Annotated in this window: 12 protein-coding genes; 6 read left to right on the plus strand and 6 right to left on the minus strand. The window is 70.0% G+C overall.

Translation table 11 applies throughout. The features are described 5' to 3' along the window. Positions 1-16: 16 nt before the first annotated feature. Positions 17-385, minus strand: coding sequence for a fluoride efflux transporter CrcB (gene crcB / locus P9849_RS15710; protein WP_278267636.1), 369 nt, complete (start codon positions 383-385; stop codon positions 17-19). Next, positions 382-870 carry a CrcB family protein gene (locus tag P9849_RS15715; protein ID WP_278267637.1) on the minus strand — a complete coding sequence of 163 codons (489 nt, stop codon included), beginning with the start codon at positions 868-870 and terminating at the stop codon, positions 382-384. The genes crcB and P9849_RS15715 overlap by 4 nt, the downstream gene beginning before the upstream one ends. 472 nt (positions 871-1,342) lie before the next feature. On the opposite strand from P9849_RS15715, the gene P9849_RS15720 reads away from it, so the two are divergent. The 3 genes from P9849_RS15720 (at position 1,343) to P9849_RS15730 (ending at position 5,997) form a co-directional block, all read left to right on the plus strand. After that, positions 1,343-2,737 (plus strand): M4 family metallopeptidase, encoded by a 1,395-nt coding sequence (locus P9849_RS15720; RefSeq protein ID WP_278267638.1) that lies wholly within the window; start codon positions 1,343-1,345, stop codon positions 2,735-2,737. Positions 2,738-3,011: 274 nt separating this feature from the next. Beyond that, positions 3,012-4,472: a LuxR C-terminal-related transcriptional regulator gene (locus tag P9849_RS15725; protein ID WP_278267639.1), complete on the plus strand. Its 1,461-nt coding sequence runs from the start codon at positions 3,012-3,014 to the stop codon at positions 4,470-4,472. 196 nt (positions 4,473-4,668) lie between these two features. Beyond that, positions 4,669-5,997, plus strand: coding sequence for a hypothetical protein (locus P9849_RS15730; protein ID WP_278267640.1), 1,329 nt, complete (start codon positions 4,669-4,671; stop codon positions 5,995-5,997). Positions 5,998-6,113: 116 nt separating this feature from the next. On the opposite strand, the gene P9849_RS15735 is transcribed toward P9849_RS15730, so the two are convergent. The 3 genes from P9849_RS15735 to P9849_RS15745 all read right to left on the minus strand — a co-directional run bounded on the left by P9849_RS15735 (position 6,114) and on the right by P9849_RS15745 (position 8,534). After that, positions 6,114-6,791, minus strand: a complete 678-nt coding sequence (locus tag P9849_RS15735) for a DUF998 domain-containing protein (protein WP_278267641.1) — start codon at positions 6,789-6,791, stop codon at positions 6,114-6,116. Between the two features lie 66 nt (positions 6,792-6,857). Further along, positions 6,858-7,322, minus strand: coding sequence for a phage tail protein (locus P9849_RS15740; protein ID WP_278267642.1), 465 nt, complete (start codon positions 7,320-7,322; stop codon positions 6,858-6,860). Positions 7,323-7,376: 54 nt separating this feature from the next. Further along, positions 7,377-8,534: an SLC13 family permease gene (locus P9849_RS15745; RefSeq protein WP_278267643.1), complete on the minus strand. Its 1,158-nt coding sequence runs from the start codon at positions 8,532-8,534 to the stop codon at positions 7,377-7,379. A gap of 60 nt (positions 8,535-8,594) precedes the next feature. Between P9849_RS15745 and P9849_RS15750 the strand changes: the two genes are divergently transcribed. Next, positions 8,595-9,221, plus strand: coding sequence for a GNAT family N-acetyltransferase (locus P9849_RS15750; RefSeq protein WP_278267644.1), 627 nt, complete (start codon positions 8,595-8,597; stop codon positions 9,219-9,221). Here the strand turns inward: P9849_RS15750 and P9849_RS15755 are convergent. Continuing rightward, a complete protein-coding gene (locus tag P9849_RS15755; protein ID WP_278267645.1) occupies positions 9,184-9,846 on the minus strand; it encodes a TetR/AcrR family transcriptional regulator in 663 nt (220 codons plus the stop codon). The two genes, P9849_RS15750 and P9849_RS15755, sit on opposite strands and share 38 nt — an antisense overlap. A 196-nt stretch (positions 9,847-10,042) precedes the next feature. On the opposite strand from P9849_RS15755, the gene P9849_RS15760 reads away from it, so the two are divergent. Both P9849_RS15760 and P9849_RS15765 read left to right on the plus strand, forming a co-directional pair. Continuing rightward, positions 10,043-11,500, plus strand: a complete 1,458-nt coding sequence (locus P9849_RS15760; protein ID WP_278267646.1) for a cytosine permease — start codon at positions 10,043-10,045, stop codon at positions 11,498-11,500. Between the two features lie 68 nt (positions 11,501-11,568). Then, positions 11,569-12,657 carry an alcohol dehydrogenase catalytic domain-containing protein gene (locus P9849_RS15765; RefSeq protein ID WP_278267647.1) on the plus strand — a complete coding sequence of 363 codons (1,089 nt, stop codon included), beginning with the start codon at positions 11,569-11,571 and terminating at the stop codon, positions 12,655-12,657. Positions 12,658-12,665 lie beyond the last annotated feature (8 nt).

Consider the following 12,665-nt stretch of genomic DNA (forward strand, 5'->3'; position numbering starts at 1 on the left):
ACCGGCCGGCCCTGTGTCAGGCGAGCAGGATCCCGCCCCACGCGGCCAGGAGGCACAGCACCGCGCCGCCCAGGCCGTAGAGCACCGCCCGCAGCGGCTCGCGATTGTGCAGAAGCCGGACGGTCTCCAGGCTCGCCGTGCTGAACGTCGTGTACCCGCCGAGGAACCCGGTACCGGCGATCAGCAGGGCTTCCGGGCCGATCCTCTGGGCCGCCACAGCCCCGGCCAGCACGCCCAGGGCGAAGGACCCGGTCACGTTGATGACCAGGGTCGCGAAGGGGAAGTCCGTGGGCCAGCGGCGCCGCACCGCGCCGTCGAGCATGAATCGCGCGACCGCGCCCACGCCTCCCGCGAGAGCCAGCCACAACGGGACGAGCGCGCTCATGCCGCTCCTCCCGGCGTCGCGCGACCGTCCCGGCGCGTTTCCCGCAGGCGATGGCTCAGCGCGGCGAGCCAGATCCCGAGCGCCGTGGCGGCGCCCCCGAGCAGGAGCGTCGCGGCGAGGTAGCCGAACGCCTCGGAGAGGCGGCCGGCCTGCAGCAGATGGACGGCGTCGACGGCGAAGGTGCTGTACGTCGTGAAGGCGCCCAGGAAGCCGGTGCCGGCCACGAGACGGATGCGGCGCGCCCAGCCGATGTCCGAGCCGCGGCGGATGAGCGACTCCAGCAGCAGGCCGAGCAGGAAGGCGCCCAGCACGTTGATCAGGACGGTCGCCAAGGGCCAGTCGCCAGGAGCTGGGACGGCCACGGACAGTCCGTACCGCGCATAGGCGCCGAGCACTCCACCGCCGAAGACCCAGCCGATCGCCCGGGGGTCCAGATGCAGAGGGGGGACCGTGCCGTGGGCGGTGGTCCTGGACGGCTCGCGCATCGGTAAAGCTCCCTCCGGACGGTGTGACACGGCTTCGACACACGCCGCCTTCCAAGGCTAGCGCGAAGTTCCCCGGGAGCCCGGAGCGGCGGGCGATGACCCGCTCTTCCCGCGTCATCCCGCGGAAGTGGCGGAGTGGACTCTCAGTTCACGCCGATTTTTTGAAGATGTCATTTCATGACAAATTTAAAAACCTCTTGACTGCGAGTTAACTTCTCCTGCATTCTCAGTCGGGGGGCAACACCAATCAAAATCAGGAGGAATCATCGTGCGATCCACGTCAGGCCTCAAGAGGCTGGGAACCATGTGTGCTGTCGGCGCACTCGCCACAGTCGGCCTTTCCGTCAACACGGCTTGGGCCGGCCAGAACAACCCGGATGACAGCCAAGCGTTCACCTCGAAGTCAGGCCAGGCCGAGAGCTTCGTGTTCAAGAGCAAGTCACATCGTGTCGATCGCAATACCGTCAGCGGAATGCTGGAGGAGTCCTTCGGCTCGGCGCCCGGATCCCAGTTCAAGCAGGTCCGTGACCAGCAGCTCGGCACCGGTCATCTCGCCCGCTTCGTGCAGGTGATCGACGGTCACGAAGTGGCCGGTTCCTCGATCGCCCAGACCCTCGACAAGGACGGGGCCCTGATCCAGGCCATGGGTTCCGTGGCCACCGGCACCACCAGCGCCACCTTCCCGCAGCAGCGGGACCTGGCCAAGGGTGAGAAGGCCGCCAAGGAAGCGGCCGCCACGCAGGTCAAGCTCCCGGCCTCCAAGGCCAAGGTCACCAAGACCGTCTGGTACGCGCCGGCCCTCGCCGGCTTCCCGGAGGGCGGCACCGTCGGCCAGCCCGCCTACGAAGTCGTGGTGAGCAACAAGGACGCCAGCTTCACCGTCACCGTCGCCGCCACCGGCGCACCCACGGTCCTGGCCACTGCCACCAACACCCACGAGCTCAACCGCGCCGTGTGTGACGCCAACCGCAACAGCGGCGTCACCTACGACGACCTCAAGTGCGGCGTGGGCACCAAGAACGTCCTGAAGCGCAAGGAAGGCCAGGCGGCCTCCACCGTGGCTGACGTCAACGCCGTCTACAACTTCTTCGGCGACACCAGCTCCTTCTACGCGGCCAACACCAACGCCGGTGACCTGACCACCCTGGTCGGCGCGAACTACAGCGACGGCCTGGGCACCGCCATCCGCGGCAGCGTCCGTCAGTGTGTCAGCGGCGACGCCTGCCCGTACACCAACGCTTTCTGGTCCGATGAGATCAGCGCCATGGTCTACGGCGAGGGTGTCACCACCGACGACGTCACCGGCCACGAGCTGACCCACGGCGTCACGTCCCGCACCAACGGCCTGCAGTACCAGAACGAGGCCGGCGCCATCAACGAGTCCATGTCCGACATCTTCGGCGAACTCACCGACATCAGCAACGGCAGCTCCGATGACACCGCCGCCAACCGGTGGAAGATGGGCGAGGGCAGCTCGCTGGGCGTCATCCGTGACATGAAGAGCCCGAAGAACTACCAGCAGCCGGAGATCTACAAGGGCACCTACTGGCACGCGACCAGCACCAACCCGAACCAGAACAACGACTACGGTGGAGTCCACACCAACAGCGGCGTGGGCAACAAGCTGGCCTACCTGATCACCGACGGCGCGACCTTCAACGGTCAGACCATCACCGGCCTGGGCGTCCACAAGGCGGCCGAGCTGTACTGGACCACGCAGACCCTGCTGCCGTCCAACGCCACGTACGCCTCCCTCAAGAGCGCACTGAAGCAGGCCTGCACCGCCAACGTCACCAACGGCGTCGCCGGCACCACCACCGCAGACTGCACCCAGGTGAACAACGCGATCACCTCGGTCGGCATCTGATCCCTCTCCATCCCGCGAAGTAACACATGGTGCCCCTTCCCAGCATGGGAAGGGGCACCATGTGTTCTCTCGCGTGGAGCGGGAGGCGCGACGGCGGCGAGCGCCGCACGCTCGCGGCGCACGGCTTCACGGCGTGGCAGCGGAGGAACGGGTGGGGTATAACCGGAGGACCGGGACCCGCCCACCGCAGACGTCGGGACCGAGCTCTCAGCGGATTCCTCTGGTCAGCTCGGGCAGCCCCGGCTCGCAGGGCCGACGACGGGGGAGGTCGAGCATGGCCGCGGAACAGTCCTCACATCGCGTCTGGATCCTCCAGGCGACGGAACACCTCATCGGTTCGACCCTGCACGGGGGCACCACGGTCCCGCGGTTCATGATCGACACGCTGCGGCTCGTCAAGCCGTCCTCCCTGGACCGCTTCGCCTTCTCCGCGGCGGAACGCCAGAGCATCGGCGCGGCCATGATCATGGCCCAGGTCCGCGTCAACGACCTGACGGCCGCCCTGGACCTGGCCGAAACGGTGCGCGAATCCCGGCTGGCGGTCGCGCCCGTTGCGACGGACGCCGTCCCCGCCTTCCTGGCCCTGGAGGCGGCACTGTCCGAAGCCGCCCTCGCCGCCGGCCTGTCCACGTGCGCCCTGGAGCATGGCGTCCGGCTCGCCGACTACGCCGCGGCCCACGGGGATCCGCGCTGGATGCAGCGGGCCCACGGGCTGCTGGCGACGGCCGCGGCCTTCGGCGGCGAGCATCTTCTGGCGGAGGACCATCTGAACGCCCTCCGGAGTCTTGCCCGGGAACAGGGCTGGGACACCCGCCGGGCCGAGTACATGGAGGGCATCGCGGAGTCCCTCCTCGCCTTCACGCAGGCGGACCGGGGAAGGATGGACCGGCTCTTGCCCCGGGTCGAGGCGTTGCAGGAGGCCGACGCGAGCGCCGCGTCGCTCGTGGCCATGGTGTCCGTGCTGTGCCATGTCCTGCACGGCCGGCTCCACGAGGCCATGGCCCAGGCGTCATTGCTGGCCATGGGCAAGAGCCAGCCGTTCACGCCGAAGCTCCTCCGTGATTACGCGGTGTCCCTTCAGGCGTTCCTCCTCATCCTCCGCGGCGATCCCCTTCGCGCGCAGGGCGTGCTGCGGGGTCTGGAATCCTCGGAGAACCACTTCCTCTGCACCGGCACGCTGCGCGCGTCGGCGGCGCTGCAGCTTCAGGACTACCGGGGCGTCCTGAGCGGGACGAGCGATTGCCTCCAATTGCGCAGCGCCCACAACCTCTGGACGCTGCCCCAGGTGCTGCTGCGTCGGTCCATCGCGAACTTCCGTCTCGGTAACACCCAGACGGCCCTTCACGAGTTCGGCGACGCGGTGCAGCTCCTCCGGCTGTCGGCGTCCGGCCCGGCCCTGCTGACCACCCCGCTCCCGGAACTCGAATACCTCGCGACCCGGCTGGCACAGCACTCCCCCGAGCTGACAGCCGACGCGGCGCTCCTGCTCCGGCAGGCCGACGACGTGCTGCAGACCGCGGAGCCGGCGCTCGTGCTGCCCGCCCTGTCCGAGCGGAAACGGCTCGTCGCCACGATGCTCCGCTCGGACACACCGCTCCCGCAGATCGCGCAGGAACTCCACGTCGCCCCGAGCACCGTGAAGTCCCAGGCGATCGCCATCTACCGAAAGCTCCAGGTGAACTCCCGCCAGGAGGCCGTGGAACTTCTGGAACGCGGCGGCTTCTTCGAAAGCTGAGACGCCGTTCACCACCCCGCGTGACGGGCCTCACGGACCCGGCCGCAGCAGGTGGAAAGCCCGGTGGAAAAACACTCAGATCCCGCTCTGCCGCCCGTCCACCCGGATAGTTTCTCCAGGTCAGGCAGGCCCTTCCGAGGCCCTGCGCAGTCCCGGACGCAGCGAGCCGACGGGCCGGAGATTTCCAGGAGCACCCATGACCGAGCACTTCCACACCCACCACCGGACCCCGGCGGAGGCGGGTCCCGGGCCCCGGGACCGTCCGACCGGCCCCGGGCGGCCGCAGCACTCCCGGCGCTCGGTGGTCCGGGCGTCCGCGTGGTCGGTCCCGGTGATCGCTGCGGCTGTCGCGGCGCCGGCCGCCGTCGCGAGCGCGGCTCCCGGTCTGGCGCTCACCGGGGTGCCGGGCGTCGTCGTCGCGGGGGCAGTGGTGCAGGGTGTGATCACGACGGCGACGGCGACCGGCGGCCAGGACGTCGCGGTGACGCTGCCGACCGGCTTCGTCTGGGTGGACGGCGCGGGCGGCGCCGGCCTGCCGCGTGTGGTCGGGCGAGGGGACGGCGCGTTCACCGTGCCGCCGTTCCGGGCCGGGACCGTGGCCGGGACCGCGTCGGTGGCGGCGGAGATCCGGGGGACGAGCGTCACGGCGACGGCGGTCCTGACCGTGGAGGCGGTGTACTCGATGGCCCTCCTCGGCGGCATCAACGCCATCGGCGGCGGCCCCGACGAGTTCCGTGCCGATTTCACGGCGATCGTCCCCCGCGGCGTGCGCCCCCGCCGCCTCGAGTACCTCTTCCACCCGGAGGCCGGTGCCGGCTGGACGGTCCTGAGTCCGACCGCTCCCCCGACCGGCCAGCGCTACGACATGGTGCACGCCCAGCGCCTGGACGACGACTTCGAGCGGATCTTCCTCTCCGCCCGGGGTGACGCGGACGTCCCCAACGCCCCGTTCGGCTCCTACTCGTGGCCGATCCGCGCCACCTGGCCCGACGGCGCCGTGACCACGCTGTCCATGCCGTTCGAGCACATCCACTTCGGCAGCGACGGCCGGCCCCTCGGCGTCAACGCCTGGGACACCATCACCGCGGGCGTCCCGGGATACCCCGGCCCCGATTCGCAGACCGGCTGGGGCAACGTCATCGACGCGGGCTCGGACGGGCTGATCGACGGCAACCGCTTCTTCGTCGGTGCGAAGACCTCCGGGCGCACCCCCGCGGAGGGCAACGACCGGACCACCTCGGTGTTCTTCCAGTTCGTCCACGAATCCGGCGCCGCCGCCTCGGTCACGCCCGCACCGCGCGCGCTGACCGTCCCGGACTACGTGAGCGATGCCTCCGGCGTGTACCTCGGAGCCACCCTCGGCTCGTTCCGGCTCGACCTGCCGGGCTACTGGAAACTGCTCGTCTGGCCCCAGAGCAGCAACTCCCAGCCAGGCAACCCCGCCACCCCCGACGGCGTCGCGTGGGACCCCGCCACCGAACCCGGCCATCAGCTCGGCTCGGTCTTCTACCGGCTCGCGCCCTGAGCACGTCTCCCCTTCGCGCCTCCTGAACGCGCCGCGAAGGAACAGCTGGCGCCCCTTCCCTGCGCGGGAAAGGGCGCGAGCTGTTCCTTCGCGATGAGGGAGCGGGACGGAAGTGGTCAGCGACCGGTGCGGCGGAGCAGGGCGATGCCCGTGACCAGCTCCCAGGCGATGATCGTGTAGACGGAACCACGCTCCCAGACGCCGTCCGGCAGCCAGGTGTGCGTCGTCAGGAGCACGGCGAACACGAAGCCCGCCGCGCCCAGGACTGCGCTGATCCTCCGGTACAGCGCGCCGCCGGGCTGGTCGCGGAATGCGAGCGCGTCGCCGGTCCCCGCCACGAGCGCCGCGGCATTGCCGGCCCCGATGGCCGCCACGGCCCCCAGGCCGTGGAACAGCATCAGCCCGTTGGCCGCGTTCTCCGGCGAGCCGTGCACCAGGCCCACCACGGCGATGCCGGCGGAGTGCACGAGGAGGAGGGCGAAGAGGGCGCCGCGGCGCCGTCGTCGTCCGGCGTCCGCCGCAAGGAGCGCGACGACGGCGAGCGTGATCAGCAGTCCCTCGCCGACGAAGCCGGCGTTCATCACCTCGGCGAGGCGGGACTCCATCGCCCGGCCCTCGAACACGCCGCCGGCGGGGACGCCGAGGTCACTGATGTAGTTGCGGGCGTAGTCGTACCCGGGGAAGCCGAGCGCGGCGATGGTCTCGCAGAACAGGTACCAGCACGGGGCCAGCAGGAGCAGGACTCCGGCGGCGCGCACGGCGGGCCGGGACGGGGATGCCTGGGATGAGGGCACGACCGGACTTCCTTTCACGAGGGCGGCGGCCCGCCCGTTCAGGGACGGGGCTCGGCAGTCGGGGGCTCAGTACTCGCCCTTGATCACGAAGTACGAGCCGCGGATCTCGCCGGCCAGCTTCGACTTCTGACGGGCGAACTTGAAGCGGGACGCCAGCTCCTCCGGGACCTCCATACCCTGGGAGAGCTTGAAACCAACGGCCCGCTTCCCGCCGTCCTCCAGCGTGTACATCACGTTGAGGACCAGGCCCGATTCGTAGATGACGTAGTCCATCCGGATCCCGTCCACCTCGAAGGAGGAGACCTCCAACGGCGTGGAAGCGATGACGATGTCCCGCTCCTCGCGCAGGATGCGGTTCACGCGCTCCAGGACCTCGGGCGCCTCGGCGGCGGGCTGGACGGTGAAGACGTGGTCGTACTTGTTCTTGAAGTACCGGGCCTCATTCGCCCGCAGTCCGGCGAGCGCGTCCACGACGGGCGAGGACTCCAGTCCGGTGGTGGAGACGTTGACGAAATCCACGATGTACGACATGAGACCTCCTGGGATCGGTTGACTACAGCAACCATAGCGAACGAGGGTGACGCCTCAGCCGCGCGTGAGCCAGAGGGCCAGGACCGAGGCGACCATCACGAGCGGGGCGGCGACCAGACCCAGGCGGACATACGCGCCCCAGCTGACGCTGACGCCGACCGTCTTGAGGCGGTCGTGCCACAGGAGCGTGGCCAGGGACGCCCACGGCGTCACGAGGGGCGCCGTGTTGACGCCGATCAGCAGACTGCCGAGCAGCTGAGGCGACGTCGCGAACGGCTCCAGGCCCAGATAGGCCGGCAGATTGTTCACGACGTTGGAGCCGACGGCGCCGCTGCCGGCCATGGCGAGGAGCTGCGGAAGGCCCGAGCCCTGGTTGCCCAGCCCGCTCAGGACGTTCGTCACGCCGAGCGAGTGCACCGACTGCACCACGAGGAAGAGGCCGCAGACGAACACGATCAGCGGCCCGGGGAACAGCCGCCAGCTCAGGGAGGCCCGGCGTCGCACGGCGAACACCACGAGGAGCGCCACCGCGGCGGCGCAGGCCGGGATCCACGGCTCCAGGCCGCTCGTGAGCAGCGGCAGCAGCACCGCCGTGACCGCCGCCGAGATCCAGAAGAGCACCTTGTCCTCCGGCGGCTTCACCACCTCCGGTGTGAAGGTGCCCCGCAGCTCCCGCCGGAACAGCAGGAAGATGAGGAGCGCCGGGAGCAGGCTCGCCACCAGCGCAGGCGCCCAGAGCAGTTGCAGGAAACCCCCGGCGCTGCCGTCGCCGAGCCGGTGGGTGGCGAGCAGATTGCTCAGATTGGACACGGGCAGCCACAGCGACGCGGTGTTGGCCAGCCAGACGGTGGTCAGGGCGAACGGGAACGGCCGCAGTCCGGCATGCGATGCGAGGAGGACGACCACGGGTGTCAGGAGCACGGCCGTGGTGTCGATCGAAAGGAACGCGGTGCACAGAATGGAGAGCAGCACGATCAGGAGCCAGAGCAGGACGGTCCGGCCCCGGGCCAGGCCCGCCAGCAGGCCGGAGACCGCGCGGAACACCCCGGCGTCGGCGGCGAGTTCGGCCACCACGGTGATTCCTCCCGCGAACAGCAGTACCGGCAGCACCCGCTCGCCCAGCGCGAGCGCCTCGGTGGCCGGCAGCACACCGGTGAGCACCGCGATGCCGCCGAGGAGAAGGAGACCGAAGCCGATCAGGAGAAGTCGCACCTTCTGATGGTACGGACCCCGGCTCTCGACAGGACACCCGACCCACGTCAGAGTGGATTCATGAGCACCGTGGACACGCGCGCACCCCGGCCCGACGGCATCAGGACAGCTCCTGCCGACTGGGAGGAGGTGGAGCGCCTCTTCTCCCTCGGCGGCGACGCGGCGGGCTGCTGGTGCCAGTGGTTCACCCTGCGTCCGGCCGAATGGAAGAGCCAGCCGCGCGCTGAACGCAAGGAGCTGCTGCGCGAGCAATTCCAGCGGGACGAGGTGCCCCCGGGCGTGCTGGCGTTCGCCGACGGGACGGCGGTCGGCTGGGCCGCCGTCGCACCGCGCCGCTGCTACCCGCGCGTGGAGCACCTGCAGCTCGTCCAGAAGGCCGACCGCGCCGTCCCGCCTGAGGACGGCGAGCACTGGGTGGTGAGCTGTTTCGTCGTGGCGCGGACGCACCGCCGCCGCGGGGTGGCCCGTGCGCTCCTGGATGCGGCGGTCGCCTTCGCGGCCGAGCACGGCGCCGACTGGGTGGAGGGCTACCCGGTGGACACCGCCGACCGTCCCAAGGCGACCTCCTCGGACCTGTTCCACGGGACGGTGACGCTCTTCGAGCAGGCTGGCTTCACCCGGGTGTACGACGGCGTGCCGGGCCGCGCGCTCATGCGTCGCCGGGCGCCGGGGGCCGGGACGGCGTAGCCTCCTCGGACGCTTTCGCTGCCAGGACTTCGATCCAGGCGACGGACGCCTGAATGGCGAGGGTGAGCCCTTCGGCCACCCGCTCGGACGGCGTCGCGGCGGCGACCGCCTCGTGAAGCGCCGGTTGCGACAGCGGGGACGTGAGCCAGAGGGGGTCCGGCGAGACGGCGTCGGCCGCCGAACCGAACACGACGGCGTCGAGCATCGACACCACCGTGACCCGCTGCCGGACCGGCACCCCCGCCTCCGCGAGCAGCGCGACCAGCGTCTCGTACACGGCGAGCGTGGGCCGGTCATCCACCATGCGCCCCATCAGGAGCGGGATCGCAGCGGGGTACTGCGCCACGGCCTCGCGGTACGAACGGATCCAGTGCTCCACGCGCTCCTGCCAGGGGCGGTCCGCGTCCCGCAGCGCGTCAAGGCTGATCTTCCGGTAGAACCGCTCGCGGAGTGCGTTGATGATCTCGTCCCGCCCGCCACTGAGGTGGTGATACAGCGACGACGGGTTCACGCCCAGGTGCTTGCCGATCCCCTGGATCGTGAAGTCATGGTGGCGGTCGATCAGTTCCAGCGCCGCGTCCAGAATGATGTCGCGCGAGAGTAGACGCGTCCGGGGTCTGGCCATGGTCCGAGTATTCCAGTTCACGCCCGCACGACCTAAAACCAAATGCCATTTGATTAAAATGTGATCCAGGCCATACCATGGTGAAAACTTTCGTTGCATACCAGACAACCCGACTCTTCCAGCCTCGTCCGATACGCCGTCATCCCCCTTCTCCCGGACCTCACCTCCCCGGGATCCCTCCCCTCGAAGGAATGCCATGACCACCACCCCTTCAGACACCGGCAGCCCCGCCCGGCTCATCGAAGCCCGGTCCATCGACTGGGTCCCGGAGAGCGAACGCCACGGCAAACTCTGGCACCAGGGCCCGTTGTGGTTCCTCGGCAACTTCCAGTACTTCTCGATCCCCATCGGGTTCATCGGCCCGTCCATGGGGCTCTCCCTCGGCTGGACCGTCGTGGCGAGCGTCCTGGGCATCGCCGTCGGCACGGTCTTCATGGCCTTCCACGCCTCCCAGGGCCCCACCATGGGCCTGCCCCAGCTGATCCAGTCGCGGGCGCAGTTCGGCTACCGCGGCGTCGTGGTCCCGCTCCTCGCCACTCTCTTCACGTACATCGCGTTCAACGTGGCGGACACGGTCCTGTTGAGCGAAGGCCTGAACAGCTCCTTCGGCTGGAACCCGACGCTGATCGCCGTTCTCGCGACGGTGGCCGGCGCGGGCCTCGCGATCTTCGGCCACGACTGGCTGCACAAGGCGTTCCGCATCCTGCTGTACGTCTCGCTGCCCATCATGACGATCCTGACCATCGGGGTCATCAGCGGCGGCGCCGGCGGATCCTGGGATTCCTCGCACTACGGCTTCACCTGGGTCGCCTTCATGGCGCAGTTCGCGGCCTGCGCGGCGTACAACATCACCTACGCCCCCTACGTCTCCGACAACTCCCGGTACCTCCCCACGAACACCCCGGCACGGTCCGTGATCGCCGCCGTCTTCTTAGGCGCCTCCTCCTCGGCCATCTGGCTGATCTCGCTGGGCGCGTGGCTGTCGATCGCCCTCGGCGCGACCGACGGTCTCGCCGGCCTCCAGACCGCGGGCAACACGATCTTCCCGTCCCTCGGGAACGTGGCCGCCCTGCTCTCGGCGCTCGCCCTGACCGCGACCATGGGCATGAACGCCTACGGCGGCATGCTCACCGTCCTGACCACGGTCGACTCGATCCGCCCGATCAAGCCCAAGACCACCGCCCGCGTGGTCACGGTCCTCGGACTCGCGGTGCTCTGGTACCTGGTGGCCTCCTCGATCAGCTCCGGATCCGTCGCCACGGTCTTCTCCGCCCTGACCCTGATGCTCTACATCCTGGTCCCCTGGACGGCCACCAATCTGGTCGATTTCTTCGTGGTGCGGCGCGGTCATTACGCCATCGCGGACCTCTTCACGCCCAACGGCATCTATGGCGCCTGGGGCTGGCGCGGACTCACCGCGTTCGCCATCGGCCTCCTGAGCGAGATCCCCTTCATGGTCCTGCCGACCATCGGCGGCTGGAGCTTCGTGGGCCCGGTGGCCTCCGCCCTGGGCGACGTCGACATCGCCTGGCTCGTCGGCCTCGCCGTCACCTCGGTGGCGTACTGGCTGCTGGGCCGTTCGCTCGACCTCGCGGCGGAGGAGAGCGAACGACGCCGGAGCGACGAACAGCTCTCCGGGCAGGGTCCCGCGTAGGCGGGGTCCGCCTCCACACCGTTCCGATGGCAGCCTTCCGGCTGCCGCCTTCCGATCAGGAGACCACCATGACCGAAGCCACCACCTTCCGCGCCGGACGCGGCGTGTCCCGGGAGCCGCTCACCGTGGCGTCCCCCGGGCCCGGCCAGGTCCGGGTCGGCATCCGAGCCACGGGCGTCTGCCACTCGGATCTGCACATCGTCAACGGCGACTGGCCCGCGGCGCAGCCCCTGGTCCTCGGTCACGAGGCCGCGGGCATCGTCGAGGAGACCGGACCGGGCGTCACCACCGTTCAGCCCGGCGACCATGTGGTGCTGTCCTGGTTCGCCCCGTGCGGACGGTGCGTCAACTGCGCCGCCGGCCGCGGCTGGCTGTGCACCGGCACCACCGCGCTGTCCAACACCTTGCCGGACGGCACCACCGCATTCCGCGACGGCGACGGCGAGCCCCTCTGGCCCTACCTCGGGCTGGGCACCTTCACGCCGGAGGTGGTCGTGCCGGAGTCGGCGGCGGTCAAGGTCGACGAGCGGCTGCCCTTCACCGTGGGCGCCCTCCTCGGCTGCTCGGTGACCACCGGCGTGGGCGCGGTCCTGAACACCGCGAAGGTCCCGGCGGGAGCCTCCGCCGTGGTCATCGGCTGTGGCGGCGTGGGCCTCTCCGTGGTGATGGGGCTCCGCCTCGCGGGCGCCGACCCGATCATCGCGGTGGACCTGTCCGAGGAGAAGCGGGCCATGGCACGCGAACTGGGGGCCACGGTCACCCTGGACCCTCGCGAGACGGACCTGACCGAATTCGTCACGGAACAGTTCGGAGGCGTGGATTTCGCGTTCGAGGCGATCGGGAACGAGAAGGTCATCGAGACCCTCCCCGGGCTGCTCGCTCCGGGCGGCGCCGCCGTGCTGGTCGGCATGACCCGCATCGGCGCCCGGGCCAGCATCGACCCGTTCGACCTGGCGGACCAGGGCAAGAGCATCCTGGGGTGCAATTACGGGTCGAGCGTGGCGCAGGTGGACATCCCCCGGCTCGCGCGGCTCCACCTCGCGGGGCTGCTGCCGCTCGAACGGCTCATCGACCGCGTCCGGCCCCTCTCCGAGGCCGCCGACGCCCTCGAGGACCTGGCGGCCGGAACCGGGCTGCGGTCGGTCCTGACCCCCTGACGGGGTCC

Origin of the sequence: Arthrobacter sp. Y-9 (assembly GCF_029690065.1) — a bacterium.
Classification (GTDB): domain Bacteria; phylum Actinomycetota; class Actinomycetes; order Actinomycetales; family Micrococcaceae; genus Arthrobacter_E.

What these genes read in the sequence shown, in the direction of transcription:
- P9849_RS15720 (WP_278267638.1), top strand. Translation starts at nt 1,343, where the DNA reads ATGCTGGAGGAGTCCTTCGGCTCGGCGCCCGGATCCCAGTTCAAGCAG.
- P9849_RS15725 (WP_278267639.1), top strand. Translation starts at nt 3,012, where the DNA reads ATGGCCGCGGAACAGTCCTCACATCGCGTCTGGATCCTCCAGGCGACG.
- P9849_RS15740 (WP_278267642.1), bottom strand. Translation starts at nt 7,322, where the DNA reads ATGTCGTACATCGTGGATTTCGTCAACGTCTCCACCACCGGACTGGAG.
- P9849_RS15755 (WP_278267645.1), bottom strand. Translation starts at nt 9,846, where the DNA reads ATGGCCAGACCCCGGACGCGTCTACTCTCGCGCGACATCATTCTGGAC.
- P9849_RS15760 (WP_278267646.1), top strand. Translation starts at nt 10,043, where the DNA reads ATGACCACCACCCCTTCAGACACCGGCAGCCCCGCCCGGCTCATCGAA.
- P9849_RS15750 (WP_278267644.1), top strand. Translation starts at nt 8,595, where the DNA reads ATGAGCACCGTGGACACGCGCGCACCCCGGCCCGACGGCATCAGGACA.
- P9849_RS15715 (WP_278267637.1), bottom strand. Translation starts at nt 870, where the DNA reads ATGCGCGAGCCGTCCAGGACCACCGCCCACGGCACGGTCCCCCCTCTG.
- P9849_RS15765 (WP_278267647.1), top strand. Translation starts at nt 11,569, where the DNA reads ATGACCGAAGCCACCACCTTCCGCGCCGGACGCGGCGTGTCCCGGGAG.
- crcB (WP_278267636.1), bottom strand. Translation starts at nt 385, where the DNA reads ATGAGCGCGCTCGTCCCGTTGTGGCTGGCTCTCGCGGGAGGCGTGGGC.
- P9849_RS15730 (WP_278267640.1), top strand. Translation starts at nt 4,669, where the DNA reads ATGACCGAGCACTTCCACACCCACCACCGGACCCCGGCGGAGGCGGGT.